Source organism: Streptomyces turgidiscabies Car8, from assembly GCF_000331005.1.
In the GTDB taxonomy this organism is placed as follows: domain Bacteria; phylum Actinomycetota; class Actinomycetes; order Streptomycetales; family Streptomycetaceae; genus Streptomyces; species Streptomyces turgidiscabies.
In genome coordinates this window covers 1-19041 of the sequence record NZ_AEJB01000006.1, presented here as the reverse complement: position 1 = coordinate 19041, position 19041 = coordinate 1, and the positions used below count along the sequence as shown (strand labels likewise).

The window sequence follows — 19041 nt, the reverse complement described above, 5'->3', positions numbered from 1 at the left end:
ACATCCGGCCCGTTCTCTTTAGGCCATCCGGCGCCATCGTGGCGACCCGCGCAGGAAGAGACCCCGATGACGGACACGGTCAGACCCACGGAGAGCACGGGCAGGGAGGACTACTCCCCCCGCCTCTACAACGAGGACCTCGCCCCGGCCACCGAGCGCAAGTGGGGCGCGTTCAGCATCTTCAACGTCTGGACCTCGGACGTACACAGTCTCTACGGCTACTTCCTCGCCGCCAGTCTGTTCCTGGTCGCCGGTAACACCTTCAAGTTCCTGATCGGCATCGGCGTCGGATCGCTGGTCATCTACTACCTGATGACGCTGATCGGCAAGGCCGGCGTACGGACGGGCGTCCCCTACCCCGTCCTGGCCCGCGCCTCCTTCGGCACCTTCGGCGCGAACGTCCCCGCCCTCGTCCGGGCCGTGGTCGCGACCTTCTGGTACGGCGCCCAGACCAGCGCGGCGGCGGGCGCGATCGTCGCGTTCCTGGTGCGGTACGACGGTCCGAAGCACCTGCACGAGACGACCCGCCTGTTCGACCACAGCGGGCTGGAGGTCATCTGCTACCTCGCCGTCTGGGCGGCCCAGTTGCTGATCATCAGCAAGGGCATGGAGACGGTCCGCCGCTTCCAGGACTTCGCCGGCCCGGCGGTCTGGCTGATGATGCTGGTGCTGGCCGTGGTCCTGTCGGTCAAGGCGGGCACGCTGTCCTTCACCGTCGACATGCCGGCCAAGGACCTCGCGGCCCTGGCGAAGAGCGCGACCGGCCTGGACGTGACGCCGGGTTCGTTCGCCGCGATAGCGGCCATCGCCGCGACCTGGGTGACGTACTTCGCCGCGCTGTTCCTGAACTTCGGGGACTTCGCCCGGTTCGCGCCGGACGAGAAGACCCTGAAGAAGGGCAACGTCTGGGGTCTGCCGGTCAACCTGATCCTGTTCTCGCTGGTCGCGGCGATGACAACTGCCTCCGCCAGCAAGGTGTACGGCGAGGTCATCCTCGAACCGGCGGCGATCTCGGCGAAGTTCGACAGCGCGTTCCTCGTCCTGCTGGCCGCTCTGACGTTCGCCGTCGCGACCCTGGGCATCAACGTCGTCGCCAACTTCGTCAGCCCGGCCTTCGACTTCGCCAACGTGGCCCCGAAGCACATCACCTTCAAGCGCGGCGGCCTGATCGCCGCAGTCATCGCCCTCCTCCTCTACCCCCTCCACCCCTGGGACAACGCCCCGAGCTTCGTCAACGCCATCGGCTCGACCATGGGCCCGATCTTCGGCGTGGTCGTCGTCGACTACTACCTTCTCCGCAAGGCCCAGCTGAACGTCCCCGACCTCTACAGGGAGGACGGCGAGTTCCGCTTCCAGGGCGGCTGGAACATCCGCGCCTTCGCGGCGGCGGCGGTCGGCGCGATCTTCTCCAGCATCCTGCCGACATACGGGCCCGCGGGCTACGGGGCGGCGCTGGGACCGTACTCGTGGTTCATCGGGGTGCTGGTCGCGGGGACGATCTACTTCGGGGTCAGCGGTGGGAGGAGCCGGCTGGTGGCTTCCGAGGAGCCCGCGGTCTGACAGCGGGCGGCCTGCGGAAACGTAACAGCACGCTCGTTCGAGTGAATGGCTCCGGATTCCGTATTCGGGCCGCCGGTCTACTCTGGGACTGTCGCGCTGAGCGAAGGAGGTCTGACATGGCGACGGCGGAGCCGATCATCATGCCGGGTTACCAGGGCGAGGCCATTCACGGCCCGTACGACGATCCTGATGATCCCGACGGCGAGCGCTACGAGGCACGCATGCGTGAGTACCTGGGCGGCGCGAGCGTCGAGCAGGCCTTCGAGCTGTTCAGTACGGCTGCCCCTGAGGGCTGGCGTGTGGAGCTGGTCGAAGGGGAGATCTACGTGGTGCCACCGGCGAATGGGGAGCACGAGGAAATCGTGTCGGAGCTCAGCGGGCAGGTCCGGGACCATGACAAGGGGCTGGGCCGCTACACCGGCATCGGCCTGAATGTTCCCGGAGCCTCCGAGACCGGACATGTCATCCCCGACCTTGTCGTCGCTCCCAAGGGCAGCTTCGACGACGAGGAGGAGTGGCACGGTACGGCCTCCGTGCTTCTGGTCGCCGAGGTCACCTCGACCTCGACCGCCGCACGCGACCGTGACAAGAAGATCCTCGGCTATGCCCGTGCCGACATCCCCGTCTATCTGCTGATCGACCGGGAGGAGGGCGAGGTGCTGGTGTACTCCGAGCCGTCCGGCGACGACTACGCCAAGAGCCTGAAGCACAAGCTGGGCCTGACCGTGCCCCTGCCCGCGCCCCTGGGGTTCGAGCTGGACACGGCTGAGTTCTGAGTAGTCGATTGAAAGTAGTGCCGGAGCCGTTCTGACGGGCCGGAACCGACGCTTCCCTACCCGGGCCGACCCTGCGCCCACTCCGCTTCGTGCACGGGCCCCGTCCGGTGTGGCTCCGCCGCCCGGGCCGGGCCCGCGTTCGCGGCGAGGATGAGTGTGGCGGCGGCGACGATCGCCGCGCAGATCGCTCTGGCGTGTGAGAACACGGCAACCTCGCAACCCTGCAATGACAGCGACGTATTAAGCACGCTTAACCCGTGGCTTAACGTAGAGCTTGACGGACCTCAACGGCAAGTGGGCGCAGGGGAGTTGGCGATGGTGGAGCGCGACGACCCGGAAGTCATCGGGCGCAGGGTGCAGCGGCTGCGTATCGAGCAGGGGCTGACACAGAGGCAGTTGGCGGAGCCCGCCTACACACCCGCCTACATCTCCACCCTGGAGGCCGGACGTGTGCGGGCCTCCGACGAGGCGCTGCGGCACATCGCCGAGCGGCTCGGGGTGGCGTACGAGGAGATCGTGACCGGGCGTCCGGCCCATCTGGCCACGGACGTCCGACTCCGGCTCACCGACGCCCAGCGCACCCTCGCCACCGGCGAGACCGAGGCGGCGGCCAAGCAGTACCGGGAGCTGAGGGAGGAGGCCGCGCGGCTCGGGCTCCTCGCGGAGGAGGCCGCCGCACTGCTCGGGCTCGGCGAGTGCGGAGTGGAGACCGGGGATCTCGGCGCCGCCCAGGAGTACTTCGAGCAGGCCGAACGGTGTCTGGCCGACGAGCCCCTCACCGGCCGGGTCCCCGCTCTGCGCGGACGGGCCGTCGCGCACTATCTCGCCGGTGAACTCCGTTACTCCGTATACCTTCTGGAGTCGACGATCGACGAGCTGAACCGCAGCGGTCTGCACGACCCGGACGCTCTCCTCCCCCTCTACGCCAGCTCCATCGCCCCCTACATGGACATGGGCGCCCACGCGCGCGCGGCCCAGGCCGCCGAACTGGCCCTCGCGCTCGCGCCGCAGGTGCGCGATCCGGCGCTCATCGCCCGTATGCACCGACAGGTGGCCCGGACGATGCTCGCCGAGGGACGGTACGCGGAGGCCGACGCCTCGCTGGCGAAGGCCGCCGAGCTGTACCGGCAGCTGCAGATCCGTACGGAGCTGGCCAACTGCCACTGGATGCGCGGGTATCTCTACGCCCAGCAGGGCGAACTCGCCCGCGCCGAAGCCGAGTTGCGGGAGGCGCACGCCATGCTGTCCGCCAAGCGCGCCGCCCTCTACAGCAGTCAGGTCACGGTCGAGCTGGCCGACGTACTGCATCGGCGCGGCAAGTCCGACGAGGCGGCGGCGCTGCTGCACGACGTACTCGGGGACCTGTCGTCGGAGCGCGGCGCCGTGCACTCGGCCGCCGCCCACCGGCTGCTCGGCATCATCGCCGAGGACGCCCGCGACACGGACCGGGCGGAGGAGCACTACGTCCGCGCCCTCAGCGTCCTGGAGCGCGCGGGCGCCGCCGGAGACCTCGCCGACCTGTGCCGGCTGCTCGGCGATCTGCTGCGCCGGACGGGCCGGGTGGAGGCGGCGCTCGACGCGTACCGGACAGGGCTGGGGCATCGTACGGCCCCCGGCACCACGACCCTGGGCCCGGCGCCCGCACAGCCTCCTCTTTGACCGATCGGGGGCAGCGCACAGCGCGGGCGGTTAGCCTTCGGCCGGAACTGTGAGCATTTGGGCATCTGGCTATGTGGGTCTTCGACCGGGACGGTACGAGCGCGTGAACGGCGAGCACGGCGGAGGGTACGGGGAGTCCGGCGGCGGGTGGAGCGTCGCCGACGGGCTGCGGTTCGCCGTCCGCGCGTTCGTGTACGCCGTCGTGGGCGGCGCCGCGCTGCTCGCCATCGCGACCGTCGCCTCCGTACTCGGGCCGACCCTCGCCCTCGACCTCTACACGCCCCCCGTGGCCGCCTGGTGGACGGTGTTCACGGCGGTCGTGGTGCAGGGAGTGCCCTTCCTGCTGCTGGGCACGGTGGTGTCGGCGGCGATCGGGGCGTTCGTACCGGAGCGGGTGTTCACCCGGCTGCTGCCGCGCAACCAGGCGCTCGCCGTGCCGATCGCGGGCGCTGCCGGGGTCGTCCTGCCCGGCTGCGAGTGCGCGTCCGTGCCGGTGGCGGGGAGCCTGATGCGGCGCGGGGTCGCCCCGGCCGCCGCGCTCGCGTTCCTGCTCTCCGCGCCGGCGATCAACCCCGTGGTGCTGGTCGCGACGTCGATCGCGTTCCCCGGGCAGCCGAGGATGGTGCTCGGGCGGCTGGTGGCCTCCCTGGTCACGGCGGTGGTCATGGGCTGGCTGTGGGCGAGGTTCGGGCGGGACGAGTGGCTGCGGAAGCCCACACCGGTGGGCGGGTCGTCGGCCTCCGAGCCCTCCGGCTGGCGCGGGTTCTCGGCCGGCCTCCAGCACGACTTCCTGCACGCGGGCGGCTTCCTCGTACTGGGCGCGGGGGCCGCGGCGACCTTCAACATCGTCGTCCCGAGGTCCGTGCTCGACGTGTTCACCGGCTCGGCGTGGCTCGCCGTGCTGCTGCTCGCCGTACTGGCCGTCGTCCTGTGCGTGTGCAGCGAGGCCGACGCCTTCGTGGCGGCCTCCCTGAGCGGCTTCTCCCCCACGGCCCGGCTCGCCTTCATGGTGGTCGGCCCGATGGTCGACCTGAAGCTGATCGCCCTCCAGGCGGGCACCTTCGGCCGGTCCTTCGCCGTCCGGTTCTCGTCGGTGACGTGGGTGGTCGCGGTGAGCAGCAGTGTCGTCGTCGGGTGGTGGTTGTGGTGAGGCGGTACGGGGGTGCCGTGCTGTTGCTGCTGACGGGCGGCGCGGTGCTGCGGATCTCGCTGTTCAGCGAGCTGTATCTGCGATACGTGCAGGAGGGGCTGCGGCCGTACCTGGTGGTGTCCGGGGTGGCGCTGGTGGTGCTGGGGGTGGTGGCCGCCGTGGCACGGGGGCGGGGCGAGACGGAGGATCCCGAGCGCGACGCACACGACGAGCACGACGGTGACGATGACGGCCGGGATCACGACGGTCATGGTCACCGGCATGGACACGGCCCCCGGGTCGCCTGGCTGCTCACGCTTCCCGCCCTCGCGCTGCTCCTCTTCCCGCCGCCCGCCCTGGGCTCGTACAGCGCCGACCGCGAGGCGGCTCAGCGGGCCGCGCAGGGCGTGGGTACGTTCCCCGCGCTGCCCGCCGGGGATCCGCTGGAGCTGACGGTCGGCGAGTTCGGTTCACGCGCGATCTTCGACAGCGGGCGGTCCCTGAAGGGCCGTACCGTCCGGCTGACCGGCTTCGTCACCCACGGGGACGACGGCACCTGGTACGTCACCCGCCTCCTCGTCTCCTGCTGCGCGGCCGACGCCTCGACGGGCAAGGTCGAGATACGCGACGCCGACGCCCCGGTGACGGACACCTGGGTCACGGTCACCGGAACCTGGGTGCCCAAGGGGAAGCTGGGCTCGGACGCGGCCTGGCCACCGGTGCTGGACGCGGGGTCGGTACGGACGGTCGCGGAGCCGTCGAATCCGTACGAGAAACGATGACCGCGGCGCGGGACTGAGCCGTGGTGAAAGGATTCCACGGGTGCCGGACAAGGCAGGTCGTGGAATCCATGACGGAGACGGAACAGAGGGCCACCCGGGATCAGCGGGCCCGCTTCGAGGCGCTGGCGCACGTCGTGACGGAGCCGTTGCACCGCTATCTGCTGCGGCGCGCGGAGCCCGACCAGGTCGACGACGTCCTCTCGGAGACTCTGCTGGTGCTGTGGCGCCGTATCGAGGACGTACCGGGTCTGGAGGCGTCGGGGCGCGTCCCCGACTCCGACGCCGTACTGCCCTGGTGCTACGGCGTGGCCCGCGGCTGCCTGGCCAACGCCCGCCGCGCGGACCGGCGTAGACGCTCCCTCCTGGAACGCCTGACGTGGACGGCGGCGGGCACGGCGCGGGAGACGGTGGAGACGGGGGACGCCGACCACACCGCTCTGCACGCGGCGCTCGCCCAACTCCGCGCGCTGGACCGGGAGGTGGTCCTCCTGTGGGCGTACGAGGAACTGACACCGAGCCGGATCGCCGAGGTGACCGGTCTGAGCGCGAACGCCGTGAGCATCAGGCTGCACCGGGCGAAGAAGAGACTGGCGGTCCAGCTGGAGCGAAAGACCCGCCCGCACCCCGGACATGAGACGGACGAAGGACAAGGAACCGGTACCGGAAACGGACCCGGAAGGAGCAGTCGATGAACGACGACGAGTTGCTGGCCCACCTGAAGGCCACGGACCCGGCACTGACCTCGAAGGCTCCGCGACCCGACGTCACCCGTCTTGTGGAGGCCACGATGAACACCGACACCGCATCTACGGACACGCGTACGAGCACGGCGGGCGCAGGGCCGCGCCGCCGGCTCGTCCCGGCGCTGGCGTTCGCCGCACTGCTGGTGGTGGGAGGCGGTGTCACCTGGGGCGTCGCCGCGAACGGCGGAGACGCGACGAGGGACACGACCGGCTCAGGGACGGTGACGGCCGCGCCCCGGACCCGGTCCCAGCCCCTGACGCTCACGCTGGCGGACAGCGGTTCGGCCAAGTGCGCGGCACCCACGCTGCAGTTCCTGCTCAGCCACCAACTCGCCTTCGAGGGCACCGTGACCGCCAAGCGCGGCGACCGCGTCGATCTGACGGTCGACCACTGGTACCGCGCCACCACCGGCACCGCCGACCGCCCCGACGAGGTCCGCCTCACCAGCGACGAGGGAAACGCGGAGGCCACGATCTTCGAGGTCGGCACCCAGTACCTGGTGACCGCGGACGACGGCGCCGTCCCGATCTGCGGCGGCACGAGCGTGGCCACGGCCGAGACGAGGACCATGTTCCAGCAGGCTTTCGGGGCCCCTGCGAACTGACGCACGCCCGTACGTGCCGCGGCGCCCTGCCAGGGAGGCGGGCGCCGCGATGTCCTTACGGGGCAAGGCAGTTGAGGGAGTCTCAGTCCAAGAACCCCAGTCTCAGCGCTTCGCGCCGCTGCGGTATGTCGAGATACCCAGGGCGAGCAGCCAGTAGCTGAGGATCGCGCCCATCAGGGCTGTCGTGCCCCAGCCGTTCGCCGCGTAGAAGTGGGCCGGGGTGTTGCCGAAGAACAGGGACGGTACGAAGGCCAGGTTGATGCCTGCCAGGACGTACGCCGAGCGGGTGGTCCAGCGGGGGAGGAGGTTCGTGCGGGCGATCGTGTATCCGGTCGCCGCCAGGAAGAGAGCGAGCAGGAGGCGGCTGATCGAGCCGTAGAGGATGTAGGTGCCGTTCACCTCGATCGTCGGGTCGATCGAGTGGTCGGTGGCGATCACCGCGCCGGCTTCCAGGCCCATGGAGACCAGGGTGATCGTCGCGTAGACGAGGCCCGTCGAGTAGGCCAGCGAGGCCGCCCACTCGTAGGCCGGGTTCACCCTCCTCACCAGTTCGCGGAAGCTCGTCACGAAGACGATCAGGAACGCCAGCGCGATGATCCCGACCAGGAGGCGGGCCAGGACGTTCGCGTCCGGGGGTGGGCCCGAGTAGACGAAGTACAGGGGCACTTCGACGATCAGGGCGACGGCGGTGGCGATACCCGCGACGCCGGTCAGGCGACGCGCGGTCCGCTCGCTCATGCCGGTCGCGTGGGGCGTGCCCGTGGTCTGCCGCGCGGTCTGCTGGGTTGACTGCTGTGTCTTCGTCGTCTCGTTCATGTAAGGGATCGTGCCGGTCGCGGCGCGCTTCGTCCCTGGGCCTGAGCGGCCGATGTGGGGTGGTGTTACGTACACCCCGCCGCCCCTTCCCACCCCCTGCGGGATGGAGGGTGATCCATTTACAACAGCGTGTGCATGCGTAAAGAAGCTGCCGTGGGTACCCGGGACGCCTGACGGACTCGAAGGGCGACGGGAGGCGATGACCGTGCGGTTCGGGGACGGTCGGCACGACGGGCATGACCGGCATCTTGGGCGGACGGCTGACGCGATCGTCGAGCGGGTACGGGGCTCCCGACCCGGCGACATTCCCCGGCGCCTGTGTGATGTCGCCGTCGAACTGCTGCCGGTGACCGGCGCGAGTGTGTCCCTGCGCGCCGACGGCGTGCCCGTACGGCTGACCGAGACCGACGCGCGGGCTGCCCAACTGGCCGAGATACAGGCGACCTTGGGCGACGGGCCCTGCCAGCGTGCCGGTTCCTCCGGCGTTCCCGTGCTCGCGTCCGATCTGACGTCCGGCCGGGACGTGCGCCGCTGGCCGGTCTTCGCCCAGGAGGCGAGCAAACTGGGCGTGTGCGCGGTGTACGCGCTGCCCCTCGGCAGTGGCCGGATCTGCGTGGGCACGCTGGACCTCTACCGCGACACCGTCGGGGAGCTGACACCCGGCGAGCTGGGGACGGCCGGTCGTGTGGCGAGGATCGTGACGGTGTCGCTGACGGACCTGTTCAGGACGGCCCGGTTGGGCGGCCTGGTCGCGGACCATGACGAGATCCACCAGGCCACCGGGATGATCATGGTCCAGCTCGGCGTCGACGCCGGCGAGGCCTTGGCGCGTCTTCGCGCGCACGCCTACTCCCACGGCCGCACGGTGCTCGCGGTGGCGCGGGAGGTGGTGGGACGACGGAGGCGGCTCGACAGGGGGTAGGCCGCAGGGGTGGTGTGGGGCGAGGTGGGGGGGCGTCGGCGTCCGCGGCGCGGGTCAGTACAGGTCCTCGTCCGTCTCCTGCCCCTGGTCCAGATCCAGATCCTGATTCTGGCCCTGCTCCTGCTCCTGCTCCTGCTCCTGTGCCTGCCCCGAGTCCTGTCCCTGCCCGTTGCCCTCGCTCTGCCGCTCCTGGGGCTGAGGCCGGGGCGCGGGCTGGACCGGCCCCCGCGTCGGGCTCTGGCTCGGCGTCGGCGTCGGACTCTGGCTGGGACCGGGGCTCTGGCTCTCGTCCCGCACCGGTGTCTGTGGCGGGACCGGGGTGTCCTTCCTGGTCTGCTTCAGGCGTTCGGCGCCGACCTGGAGGGCGCGGGCCGTGTACTTCGTGCGGGGCTCCGCCAGGCCGCCGTTGGTGAGGACGATCGCGTCGTCGCCGACCCGTACGGCGGCGAGATCCAGGGTGAGCGTGGCCGGGGCGCCGTCCAGTTCGCCCCTCGTCGACAGCCGCAGCCCCTGCCTGGCGTCCCCCGCATCGGGCAGCCGGACCTCCTTCACCCGCACCTCCTGGCGGGCGCCGCGCGGGCCGACCGCCGTGAAGCGGGCGCATTTCTGCGGCATCGTCCTCAGCCAGGCGAGCCGCTCGTCGACGTCGGCGCGGTGGGCGGCGCTGACCTGGTAGCGGAGCTGGGAGCCCTCGTCGTAGTCGTCGAACCCGGCGACGGCACGGGCGCCGGCCGGTTCGCCCACCAGTTCCTCCGTGTACACGGCGTCGAGGAGACGTCCGCAGTCGGCGTTGTCAGCCGTCGCCTTGAGCAGCGCGTCCCGCCAGAGCGCGGCGCCCTCGCTGGGAGTCCACGGCGCCCCGAGGTCGGCGTCGGTGAGAAGGGCGCCCCGGGCCTGGGCGTCGGTGAGGGCCTGCGGGGCGGTCGGGGAGGCGGAGGCGTGCTGCGCGGGGGTGGGCGAGGCGGCGGCTCTGGCCTGCCTGAGTCCCGTGCCGCCCCCGGCGTGGGACCCGTCGTGCGTGCACGCGGCCATCGTCAGGAGGGTGCCCATTCCGAGGGCCGAGGCGAGCAGACGTACCGCGAATGAAGTGGGGAACTGACGTTCTTTCATCGAATGCGTGACCTTTGCGAGTGGTGCTCGTTCCCATATCGACGGGATCGGCGGGTGGGTTTTGGGCGGGGGTGGCGGGATGGCTGAGCTGAGGAGTATGGCGGCGCCGTTCGTCGTGTCCGGTCCGAGTGGCGTGGCAGTCCGAACCCGCCTCAAGGACCTGACTCCGGACGATGACCAGGTGCTGCGCCTGGTCGGCGCGCATCTGGGGTCGCTGGCTTCGAAGGACCTCAACGCCCGCTGTCGGAATGGCCTGGAGCATTCCGGTGAGGCGTGGGCGGTGCGTAAGCGGGAGTTGACGCCGTTCTCGTCGTCGCGGTGGGCGGGCAGTATCACCAAGGGCACGCACGATCAGTGGGCGCTGGCCCGCCGCAGCCAGCTGGCCCACCTCCAGACTCTGGAAGCGGGCGTCCGCATCATCGGGCACCGGCTGTCGCTGCCGATCGGGCAGAAGGGAATGAAACACGCCCCGGGCGGCTACCGGTCGCGGCGGGAGTGGCATGCGAAGTCCCGGCGGCTGCGTGTGTTGGAAGACCGGCTGGCCGCTGCCCGCGCCGACCGCGAGGCCGGAGTCGTGCACGTCGTGCGCGGCGGCAAGCGACTGGCCCGCAGCCGACACCACCTGGACACCGCCCAGCTCGCCGAGGAGGAGTGGCGCACGGATTGGGAGGCGGAGCGCTGGTTCTGTCAGGCGGACGGGGAGTCCGGCAAGCGCTACGGCAACGAGACGATCCATATCAGCCCCGACGGCGAGGTGAGCATCAAACTCCCCGCGCCGCTCGCACATCTGGCCAACGCCCCGCGCGGCCGGTACGTCCTGGCCTGCCGGGTCACGTTCGCGCACCGGGGCGGCGAGTGGGCGGACCGTGTCGCGGCGAACCGGGCGATCGCCTACCGCATCCACCTGGATACCGGCCGGGACCGCTGGTACCTGACCGCGTCCTGGCAGATCCCGCCCACCCCGACCGTGCCGATGGAGGCCGCGCTCGCCCACGGCGTGATCGGTGTCGACATGAACGCCGATCACCTCGCCGCCTGGCGCCTCGACACCCATGGCAACCCGACCGGCAGCCCGCGCCGTTTCTTCTACGACCTGTCCGGTACCGCCGAGCATCGGGACGCGCAGGTCCGCCACGCCCTCACCGGTCTCCTGTACTGGGCCCGCACGTGTGGTGTGAAGGCGATCGCGGTCGAGGATCTGGACTTCACGGCGGAGAAGACCCGGGAGAAGCACGGGCGCAGGAAGCGCTTCCGGCAGTTGATCTCCGGCATGCCCACCGGGAAACTGCGTGCCCGGCTGGCCTCGATGGCCGACCAGACGGGTATCGCGGTCATCGCCGTCGACCCCGCCTACACCAGCCGGTGGGGTGCCCAGCACTGGCAGAAACCCCTCACCACGACCACCCGTAAGACGACTCGCCATGATGCTGCTGCCGTGGCGATCGGAAGGCGCGCCCAGGGACACCCGATCCTGCGACGGACGACACCGCCCCCACAGCACCGGAGTGATGCGGTGGGGCATCGGACCGTCCAGGCCGGACCAGGTGTTCCTGGGCGTGAGGGAACCCGCCCCCGCATTCCCGGACCACGGACACGATCCGTGCCGCCCGGACGCGGAGCGAACGCGGGCAACCAGAACGCCCAACACCGTCCGGGGCGTTCGGCCGAGCATGAGATCTGGCAACAGGACTCACTCCCGCTCAGTCTTTAGCAACGGTTCCTCCAGAGGTGCCGGTACATCAGGTCTCCCCCCGACGGCACCATTGCGCGCGCGGTACCGCCAGTGAGCCGGGCCGTACGGGTGAGCGGATGGCCGGGTTGCGGAGTCCGGCGGCCCAGGCGCTGTCCGCCCATGGCGACGACGATCTTCCGGGGGCGCGGAACGAGGCGGCGAACGGCCCGAACTCTGCGAACCTGTGCAGCCGGGAAAGGAGCCCTCACCGTGACGACTGCGGAACCCACGACCCACACCCACACCGAGCCCCATGCCCTTGCCGCGCAAGGGAGTGCAGATCTCCCCGTGCCCGTCATCATCGACTGCGACACCGGCGTCGACGACGCCCTGGCCCTGCTGTTCGCCGTACGGCACCCGGGAATCGACCTCCGCGCCGTCACCTGTGTCGCCGGGAACACGGACGTCGACCAGGTCGTACGCAACACCCTCACCGTCCTCGACCAGGCCGGCGCCCCCGATGTGCCCGTCGCGCGCGGGGCCGAGCGGCCGTTGATCGAGCCCGCGCGGCCCGCCGCCCATGTGCACGGACGGGACGGCCTGGGCGACCTCGGCCTGACCGCGCCCACCACCCGCAGGCCCGTCGACGTGGACGCGGTGACCCTGCTGCGCCGCGAGATCCTCGGCTCGCAGCGCCCGGTCACGCTGATTCCGATGGCCCCGCTCACCAACATCGCCCTGCTCCTGCGTACGCACCCCGAGGTGACGGCCAACATCGAGCGGATCGTCTTCATGGGCGGCGCGGTGGAGGTCGGGAACGCCACTCCCGTCGCCGAGTTCAACGTGTGGCACGACCCGGAGGCCGCCGCCGTGCTCCTCACCGCCGGGGTGCCGATCACGATGTACGGCCTGGACGTCTTCCGGCGCGTCGTCGTGCCGTGGGCCGATGTCCAGCGGCTGCGCGGGAGCGCGGAACCGGGGGCGCGGCTCGCCGGTGAGCTGCTCGCCCACCGCGACCCGGCCGTCACCGGTGACCCCACGCCCACCGGCGGCCTCGGCGACGCGGGCGCCGTCTGCGCCGTCGCCGACCCGGCCGGGCTGACCACCAGCCTGCTGCCGGTCGAGGTCTCCCTCGCCCCAGGCCCGGCCCGGGGACAGACGATCGTCGACCGCAGACCGCGCCCCGGCGAGTCCGAGATCCACCACGGCGTCCGTGCGCGACCGCTGGTGGACGTGGCGCTGGACATCGACGTGGACCGGTACGTGGAGCTGTATCTGAAGACGGTGGAGATCCGCTAGGCATGGGAAACGACGCCGCCCCGGTACCGCTCGCGAGGAGCGACACCGGGGCGGACGTACACCTACGGGCCTACGGGTCTACAGGCACGCGTGCCTGTAGGGGTGATCACGAACCGGCGCGACCAGCCTTGCGTCGCTTCGTCGCCATCACGATCGCCGCGCCGCCGATCAGCAGCGCCGCGGCGCCGCCCGCGATCGGGCCGGTGGCGCTGCCGCCGCCGGTCTCGGCCAGCGGGGGCTGGCTGCTGTCCGGGCTGGCCGGCGTGGCCGGCGGGGTGGACTCCGGGGACGACTCGGACGGCGTCGGGGTCGACGGCGTCTCGGAGGCGGGCGGGGTCGTCTCGGACACCGGCTCGGAGGGAGTCGGCGTACCGGGGGTCTCCTCGACCGGAGGCGTCGGGGTCGGGGTGCCCGGGGTCTCCTCGGCCGGCGGAGGCGTGGTCGTGCAGTCCTTCGTACCGCCGTTCCAGGCGGCGATCAGCTTGTCCTTGATGACCGGGCGGTCCGGACCCTTGGGCAGGTCGCCGTGCTCGAAGCCGTCGTTGGCGTCGAGGTCGCCGTCGAACTTGACCTTGCCGCGGTAGAGGTCGATCTGCGCGAAGCAGCCCGCGTCCGGCACCGCGATGTCGAGCGAGTCGGTCTGGCCCTGCATGACCGTGACGGTGTCGAAGTCGACGAACACCTGGAGGCCGGAGGTGGCGAAGGTGGGACCGTGGGCGATGTAGGAGGCGAGGGAGGCGGTGCAGGTGCTGGCGTCACCGGCGGTGCGCACCTGGACGTGGATCTTGCCGTCCTCGGTGGGCTTGAGGTTCTGGTCGTCGACGCGGACCGAGTCGAAGAAGTTCTTCCCGTCGAGGGAGAACTGGCAGCGGTCGGTCTCGGTCTTCGTGCCCGCGCCGGCGCCGGGCTTGTAGCCGCCGGTCTTGGAGCCCCAGCCGTCACCGCCGGGCGTGCCGGTGGCCCAGGCCCCCGAGGCGGAGGCCGCGCAGAGGGCGAGTGTGGCCGCGCCCGTTCCCAGGAGGTGGAGGGCGGTGACACGACTCAGTATGGACATGCGGATCCCATCTTCGCGTGTGCGAGAACCCGGGTACGGCGGGAGGGCAGCGCGTTGCTGCCGGGCAGTACCGGGGGAGTGTGGTCGAAGGAACGCCAGGCCCATTGGTCACATGCGCCACAGCGTTTGCACATCGTGAATCGTGCGGACCGGGGTGTCAACTTGGTGGAATGCAAAGGATGTTCGCGCTTAATCACCATTTCGCCACACAAGGAAGGGTGTGTTCCGGGGGCGCGTGGGTTCACGTTCCCGGCGAAGTGGACAGTTTGGGTTTGTCGTCCGACGGATCTCCGCCGGATCTCCGTCGGGGATCCGCTGGAGGTCCGTCGGAGAAGAGCCACAGCTAGGAGACGACGAGTGCCCGAACCGACTCTTGACCTTTCCTCCCGGGACCCCGACTGGTGGCGTCAGGCCGTCTTCTACCAGGTGTACCCGCGCAGCTTCGCCGACGCCGACGGCGACGGACTGGGCGACCTGAAGGGCGTCACCCAGCGTCTGACGCATCTGAGCGCGCTGGGCGTGGACGCCCTCTGGCTCTCCCCCTTCTACCCCTCCGAACTGGCCGACGGCGGCTACGACGTCGCCGACTACCGTGACGTCGACCCCCGGCTCGGCACCCTCGACGACTTCGACGCGATGGTCACCGAGGCGCACCGTCTCGCCCTCAAGGTGATGGTCGACATCGTCCCCAACCACACCTCCCGGCGGCATGTGTGGTTCGAGGAGGCACTGCGCTCGGCGCCCGGCTCCCCGGCCCGCGACCGCTACGTCTTCCGGGACGGGCGCGGTGAGCACGGCGAGCTGCCGCCCACCGACTGGCAGTCCGTGTTCGGCGGCAGCGCATGGCAGCGGGTGACCGGGGACCAGGCGCCCGACGGCCAGTGGTACCTGCACCTCTTCACACCCGAACAGCCCGACCTCAACTGGGCCAACGAGGAGATCCGCGCCGACTTCCGCACCACGCTCCGCTTCTGGTCCGACCGGGGTGTGGACGGCTTCCGCATCGACGTCGCCCATGCCCTCGCCAAGGACCTCGACATGCCGCTACGGGATCTCGGCGCCCCGGAACTGAGCGGCGAGCAGGCCCTCGCCGCTCTCCCGCCCGGCACCCACCCCTTCTTCGACCGCGACGAGGTCCACGAGATCTACCGCGACTGGCGCAAGATCCTCGACGCCTACAGCCCGCCCCGCATGGCGGTCGCCGAGGCCTGGGTCCCGGGCGCCCGCCGCGCCCTGTACGCCCGCCCGGACGAACTCGGCCAGGCCTTCAACTTCGAGTACCTGCAGGCGGGTTGGGACGCCGAGGAACTGCGCCGGGTCATCACGGACTCCCTCGCCACGGCCCGCTCGGCGGGCGCCTCGGCCACCTGGGTCCTCTCCAACCACGACGTCGTACGCCACGCCTCCCGCCTCGCGCTCCCGGCGGGCACCGACCTGAACGCCTGGCTCCTGTCGGACGGCGCCGCCCCGCCGGTCGACGAGGCCGCCGCCCTGCGCCGGGCCCGGGCGGCGACGCTGCTGATGCTGGCGCTGCCGGGTTCGTCGTACGTCTACCAGGGCGAGGAACTGGGCCTCCCCGAGGTGGCCGACCTGCCCGCCGCGGCCCTCCAGGACCCGATCTGGGAACAGACGGCGCACACGAGCAAGGGCCGCGACGGCTGCCGGGTGCCGCTGCCGTGGACGACGACCGGCCCGTCGTACGGGTTCGGCGCGGGCGGCGCCTGGCTGCCGCAGCCGCCGGTCTTCGCGTCGTACGCCGTCGAGGCACAGGACGGGGCCGAGGGCTCGACCCTGGAGCTGTACCGCACGGCCCTCGCCCTGCGCCGCCGTCTGCTGGACGGCGAGGCCCTGACCTGGGCCGCGGAATCGGCCCCCGGTGTCCTCGACCTGACTCGCACGGACGACTGGCGCTGCGTGACGAACCTGACGGCGACGCCGGTCGAACTACCGCCCGGGGACGTCCTGTTGAGCAGCGCGCCACTGGAGCCGGACGGCCGGCTGGGCCCGGACACCACGGTCTGGCTCGGCGGCCGCCAGGATCTGTTCTAGTCGACCGCGCTCATCCCGCCGTGGGACTGGGCGCCGGATAACCGGCGACGTCCGGCGGCGGGGTGAGGACGACGGTCGGGGCGCCCGGCACGGGGACGGGCGGGGTGACGTCTGAGCGGGCAGCTTCGGCGGGGTGGTCTCCTGGAAGAGCACCGTGTTGAATTGACGAGCCCCGTCTTCTCCATGACCGTGATGTGGTCGAGACGGTGACGTTGGCCTGATCGGCGAGGGCGCGGACCAGGGTGTTCTCGGTGGTCGACCGGATCTTGGCGACGGTGTTGAAGATCGACCCGTGGGTGATGCGCAGGATGTTGGCGAAGTCGCTGTCGAACTGCGTTCCCTTGCTGTCACCGGTCAGCGTGGCGATGAACCCCTGCTGCTGCGGACTGGGCAGGTTGGGAATGGTGATCCCGAGCTGCGGAGCGATCCGCCGCACTGTCGCGTCGAGCGCCGCGTGCCCGGAGACGAGATGCTGCCCGGCGGTGATGACCGCGGGTGAGGTCCCCTTCGCGATCGCCATCTGCCCGACCGGGTACTCCCAGAGCCCGGCCGCCCGCACCTTCACCACGAAGTCGCGATCGGCCTCCGTCAACGGGCCGGCCGAGGTCTGCGCGATGATCCGGGTGGGAGAACTGGACACGGTCTGGACACCGAGCATCGCGGGATAGGCGAGCGCGGCCAGGGTCAGACCCAGCGCGCCACCCACGAAAAGGGTGCCGGTCGATCTCCGGGTGAATCGCACCTTGCCTCCTGAAGCGACGGGAGTCGTCGAGGAGTTATACGGCGAGGAGCGGCGGCCGGAACCTTTCGTCTCCGTATGGCCTGCGCAAAAGGTGTGCCATGAAGCCGGATCCCGTCGGTGTCATGAACTGACAGGATGTCGGGTGTCGCGGGCCCGGACACCGAGGGCCCTGGAGCGGGGGAAGAACGTGGAGATACTCGTACTGATCGGCATTCTCGTGCTGGTCGCCGGCGGATGCGTGTGTGTCGTGTGGGCGTCGCGGGGCGGGCCGCGCTGGGTGCGGGGGGTGGCCCAGGTGACGTTGACGGCGGGTGAGGTGCTGCGCAAGTCGTCCCGTTCCAGCCGTAATTCGAGCGGGCAGGACTCCGGGGACGACGGTTCCTGACGGGATTGTCGCCCCGCTCCCTGCACCGGGAGGCGCAAGGACGTCCGGCGAACCGCCCGAGATCCGTGGGCCCGAGACCGGTCGACAGGTGGGAAACACGACCTGACTCGCACCGGGCCTCGCCCTGAAGCACCGGCCGGGAAGATCCTGCCCCTCCCCGGTCCCCGCCCCGCGGTACTCTCACGCCTCCGCTGCTCGCACCGCCCCGCCCAGGCTCTCCGTGATCGTCCCGGTGGCCGCCGACAGCAGCGCGCCCAGTTCGGGGAGGCGGTCGCGGGTGACGCGGGCCGCCGGGCCCGAGATGCTCACGGCGATCGAGACCTCGCCCTTGTGGTCGTACACGGGGGCCGCCACGCAGCGGATGTCCTGCTCGTTCTCGACGTCGTCGACGGCGTAGCCGTCGGCCCGGATGCGGGCCAGTTCCTCGTGCATTTCGGCGCCGCTCGACCAACAGACGTATCTCTCCCTGGGCGTCGGTGGGGCCGAGTCCAACGTGGCCTGTGGGCTCGTGGCCCTCGGGCAGCGGGCGGCCTGGGTGGGCCGGGTCGGGTCGGACCCGTTCGGGCGGCGCGTCCTCGACGACCTCGCCGGCCGGGGCGTCGACGTGTCCGCCGCCGAGATCGACCCCGACCGGGCCACCGGCGTCTACTTCAAGGACCCCACCGCCGACGGCACCCGCTCCTACTACTACCGCCGCGACTCCGCCGCCACCCTCATGGGCCCCGGCCTGGCCCGCCTCCCCCTGCTGGCCTCGGCCCGGCTGCTGCACCTCTCCGGCATCACCGCCGCCCTCTCCGACAGTTGCGCCGAACTGCTCACCGCCCTCGTCGTCCGGCGGGCGGCACCCGGCCCCCTCTTCTCCTTCGACGTCAACCACCGCCCCGCCCTCTGGCGCCACCGCCCCGCCGACGCGGCCCCCGCCGCCCTGCTGGAGCCGGCCCGCGCCGCGGACATCGTCTTCGTCGGCCGCGACGAGGCCGAGACGCTCTGGGACACCGGCAAACCCGAGGAGATCCGGGACCTGCTGCGCCCGGCCCGCGTGATGGTCGTCAAGGACGCCGGACACGGAGCGACGTCGTACGGGGAGGACGGCACGGAGACCTTCGTACCCACCCCCGTCTCCCGCGTCGTCGAGCGGGTCGGCGCGGGCGACGCCTTCGCAGCCGGATACCTCGCCGCCCTCCTCGAAGATCGGGACGCCACGGCGGGGCTACGACTGGGGCACCGGATGGCCGCGCTCACCCTTGGCACCCGCGAGGACGTCCCCATGGCCCCTGACCTGGGTGAGCTTGCGCGGCTATTCCCGCCGGACGTGTGACATTGCCGCACGTCCGTGGGGCCAGGTTCTGTGCTAGCGTAGTTTTCAGTTGCAGTTGTGGTTCCCAAAGATTTCCGGTGTTAGTTCCGGCGGGGCGATCATTGCGGCGACGCGGGGTCCGCACGGTGCGGGCCCCCGAGCATGCCCCAAGGAGATTTGACATGGCCACCGGTACCGTGAAGTGGTTCAACGCGGAAAAGGGCTTCGGCTTCATCGAGCAGGACGGCGGCGGCGCCGACGTCTTCGCCCACTACTCGAACATCGCCACCCAGGGCTTCCGTGAGCTCCACGAGGGCCAGAAGGTGACGTTCGACGTCACGCAGGGTCAGAAGGGCCCGCAGGCGGAGAACATCCTCCCCGCCTGATCCGCGTGAACCTGGCGGTCCACTAGTGGACCGGCAAACCACGTGATTGTGGCCG

General features: G+C 71.0%; 17 protein-coding genes and 2 pseudogenes. 14 read left to right on the top strand and 5 right to left on the bottom strand.

Annotated elements, in window-relative coordinates; translation table 11 throughout:
• The first annotated feature begins 66 nt into the window (after nt 1-66).
• The 7 genes from STRTUCAR8_RS00255 (at nt 67) to STRTUCAR8_RS00225 (ending at nt 7254) form a co-directional block, all read left to right on the top strand.
• Nucleotides 67-1560: an NCS1 family nucleobase:cation symporter-1 gene (locus STRTUCAR8_RS00255; RefSeq protein WP_006373368.1), complete on the top strand. Its 1494-nt coding sequence runs from the start codon at nt 67-69 to the stop codon at nt 1558-1560.
• A 116-nt stretch (nt 1561-1676) separates the two neighbouring features.
• Nucleotides 1677-2336 (top strand): Uma2 family endonuclease, encoded by a 660-nt coding sequence (locus STRTUCAR8_RS00250; RefSeq protein WP_006373362.1) that lies wholly within the window; start codon nt 1677-1679, stop codon nt 2334-2336.
• Between the two features lie 315 nt (nt 2337-2651).
• Entirely contained in the window at nt 2652-3995 is a 1344-nt protein-coding gene (locus tag STRTUCAR8_RS00245) for a helix-turn-helix domain-containing protein (protein WP_044471374.1), read from the top strand.
• A gap of 103 nt (nt 3996-4098) precedes the next feature.
• Complete coding sequence (locus STRTUCAR8_RS00240; protein WP_006373329.1) at nt 4099-5145, top strand: permease; 1047 nt, start codon at nt 4099-4101, stop codon at nt 5143-5145.
• Complete coding sequence (locus STRTUCAR8_RS00235) at nt 5142-5906, top strand: TIGR03943 family putative permease subunit (protein ID WP_006373320.1); 765 nt, start codon at nt 5142-5144, stop codon at nt 5904-5906. Before STRTUCAR8_RS00240 ends, STRTUCAR8_RS00235 begins: the two co-directional genes overlap by 4 nt.
• Before the next feature lie 68 nt (nt 5907-5974).
• Nucleotides 5975-6598 (top strand): RNA polymerase sigma factor, encoded by a 624-nt coding sequence (locus tag STRTUCAR8_RS00230; protein WP_234372490.1) that lies wholly within the window; start codon nt 5975-5977, stop codon nt 6596-6598.
• Nucleotides 6595-7254, top strand: coding sequence for a hypothetical protein (locus STRTUCAR8_RS00225; protein ID WP_006373318.1), 660 nt, complete (start codon nt 6595-6597; stop codon nt 7252-7254). Before STRTUCAR8_RS00230 ends, STRTUCAR8_RS00225 begins: the two co-directional genes overlap by 4 nt.
• Before the next feature lie 102 nt (nt 7255-7356).
• Here the strand turns inward: STRTUCAR8_RS00225 and STRTUCAR8_RS00220 are convergent, their stop codons facing one another.
• A complete protein-coding gene (locus tag STRTUCAR8_RS00220; protein ID WP_044471383.1) occupies nt 7357-7992 on the bottom strand; it encodes a hypothetical protein in 636 nt (211 codons plus the stop codon).
• 277 nt (nt 7993-8269) lie between these two features.
• Between STRTUCAR8_RS00220 and STRTUCAR8_RS00215 the strand changes: the two genes are divergently transcribed.
• On the top strand, nt 8270-8992 hold the full coding sequence (locus STRTUCAR8_RS00215) for a GAF and ANTAR domain-containing protein (protein WP_006373332.1): 723 nt from the start codon (nt 8270-8272) through the stop codon (nt 8990-8992).
• Between the two features lie 54 nt (nt 8993-9046).
• Here the strand turns inward: STRTUCAR8_RS00215 and STRTUCAR8_RS00210 are convergent, their stop codons facing one another.
• On the bottom strand, nt 9047-10102 hold the full coding sequence (locus tag STRTUCAR8_RS00210) for a hypothetical protein (protein ID WP_006373352.1): 1056 nt from the start codon (nt 10100-10102) through the stop codon (nt 9047-9049).
• A 79-nt stretch (nt 10103-10181) separates the two neighbouring features.
• Between STRTUCAR8_RS00210 and STRTUCAR8_RS00205 the strand changes: the two are divergent.
• Nucleotides 10182-11813: pseudogene (locus STRTUCAR8_RS00205) on the top strand (nuclease/transposase family protein).
• Between the two features lie 309 nt (nt 11814-12122).
• Nucleotides 12123-13073, top strand: a complete 951-nt coding sequence (locus STRTUCAR8_RS00200; protein WP_044471372.1) for a nucleoside hydrolase — start codon at nt 12123-12125, stop codon at nt 13071-13073.
• A gap of 106 nt (nt 13074-13179) precedes the next feature.
• Here STRTUCAR8_RS00200 and STRTUCAR8_RS00195 read toward each other — a convergent pair whose 3' ends face one another.
• Nucleotides 13180-14127: an LAETG motif-containing sortase-dependent surface protein gene (locus STRTUCAR8_RS00195; protein WP_006373338.1), complete on the bottom strand. Its 948-nt coding sequence runs from the start codon at nt 14125-14127 to the stop codon at nt 13180-13182.
• A gap of 357 nt (nt 14128-14484) precedes the next feature.
• On the opposite strand from STRTUCAR8_RS00195, the gene STRTUCAR8_RS00190 reads away from it, so the two are divergent.
• Entirely contained in the window at nt 14485-16176 is a 1692-nt protein-coding gene (locus STRTUCAR8_RS00190) for a glycoside hydrolase family 13 protein (RefSeq protein WP_006373350.1), read from the top strand.
• Between the two features lie 10 nt (nt 16177-16186).
• Here the strand turns inward: STRTUCAR8_RS00190 and STRTUCAR8_RS00185 are convergent.
• A pseudogene (locus STRTUCAR8_RS00185) lies at nt 16187-16882 on the bottom strand (DUF4142 domain-containing protein).
• 223 nt (nt 16883-17105) lie between these two features.
• Here STRTUCAR8_RS00185 and STRTUCAR8_RS00180 point away from each other — a divergent pair.
• On the top strand, nt 17106-17303 hold the full coding sequence (locus tag STRTUCAR8_RS00180; RefSeq protein ID WP_006373365.1) for a hypothetical protein: 198 nt from the start codon (nt 17106-17108) through the stop codon (nt 17301-17303).
• Between the two features lie 180 nt (nt 17304-17483).
• Here the strand turns inward: STRTUCAR8_RS00180 and STRTUCAR8_RS00175 are convergent, their stop codons facing one another.
• Nucleotides 17484-17735: an IclR family transcriptional regulator C-terminal domain-containing protein gene (locus STRTUCAR8_RS00175; protein ID WP_006373359.1), complete on the bottom strand. Its 252-nt coding sequence runs from the start codon at nt 17733-17735 to the stop codon at nt 17484-17486.
• Between STRTUCAR8_RS00175 and STRTUCAR8_RS00170 the strand changes: the two genes are divergently transcribed.
• Both STRTUCAR8_RS00170 and STRTUCAR8_RS00165 read left to right on the top strand, forming a co-directional pair.
• Complete coding sequence (locus STRTUCAR8_RS00170) at nt 17713-18621, top strand: sugar kinase (RefSeq protein WP_006373336.1); 909 nt, start codon at nt 17713-17715, stop codon at nt 18619-18621. The two genes, STRTUCAR8_RS00175 and STRTUCAR8_RS00170, sit on opposite strands and share 23 nt — an antisense overlap.
• 161 nt (nt 18622-18782) lie before the next feature.
• Nucleotides 18783-18986 carry a cold-shock protein gene (locus STRTUCAR8_RS00165; protein ID WP_006373337.1) on the top strand — a complete coding sequence of 68 codons (204 nt, stop codon included), beginning with the start codon at nt 18783-18785 and terminating at the stop codon, nt 18984-18986.
• Nucleotides 18987-19041 lie beyond the last annotated feature (55 nt).

Coding starts and splice junctions, on each gene's coding strand:
- STRTUCAR8_RS00255 (WP_006373368.1), top strand. CDS start 67: ATGACGGACACGGTCAGACCCACGGAGAGCACGGGCAGGGAGGACTAC.
- STRTUCAR8_RS00250 (WP_006373362.1), top strand. CDS start 1,677: ATGGCGACGGCGGAGCCGATCATCATGCCGGGTTACCAGGGCGAGGCC.
- STRTUCAR8_RS00245 (WP_044471374.1), top strand. CDS start 2,652: ATGGTGGAGCGCGACGACCCGGAAGTCATCGGGCGCAGGGTGCAGCGG.
- STRTUCAR8_RS00230 (WP_234372490.1), top strand. CDS start 5,975: ATGACGGAGACGGAACAGAGGGCCACCCGGGATCAGCGGGCCCGCTTC.
- STRTUCAR8_RS00225 (WP_006373318.1), top strand. CDS start 6,595: ATGAACGACGACGAGTTGCTGGCCCACCTGAAGGCCACGGACCCGGCA.
- STRTUCAR8_RS00220 (WP_044471383.1), bottom strand. CDS start 7,992: ATGAGCGAGCGGACCGCGCGTCGCCTGACCGGCGTCGCGGGTATCGCC.
- STRTUCAR8_RS00215 (WP_006373332.1), top strand. CDS start 8,270: ATGACCGTGCGGTTCGGGGACGGTCGGCACGACGGGCATGACCGGCAT.
- STRTUCAR8_RS00210 (WP_006373352.1), bottom strand. CDS start 10,102: ATGAAAGAACGTCAGTTCCCCACTTCATTCGCGGTACGTCTGCTCGCC.
- STRTUCAR8_RS00195 (WP_006373338.1), bottom strand. CDS start 14,127: ATGTCCATACTGAGTCGTGTCACCGCCCTCCACCTCCTGGGAACGGGC.
- STRTUCAR8_RS00170 (WP_006373336.1), top strand. CDS start 17,713: ATGCGGGCCAGTTCCTCGTGCATTTCGGCGCCGCTCGACCAACAGACG.
- STRTUCAR8_RS00175 (WP_006373359.1), bottom strand. CDS start 17,735: ATGCACGAGGAACTGGCCCGCATCCGGGCCGACGGCTACGCCGTCGAC.
- STRTUCAR8_RS00165 (WP_006373337.1), top strand. CDS start 18,783: ATGGCCACCGGTACCGTGAAGTGGTTCAACGCGGAAAAGGGCTTCGGC.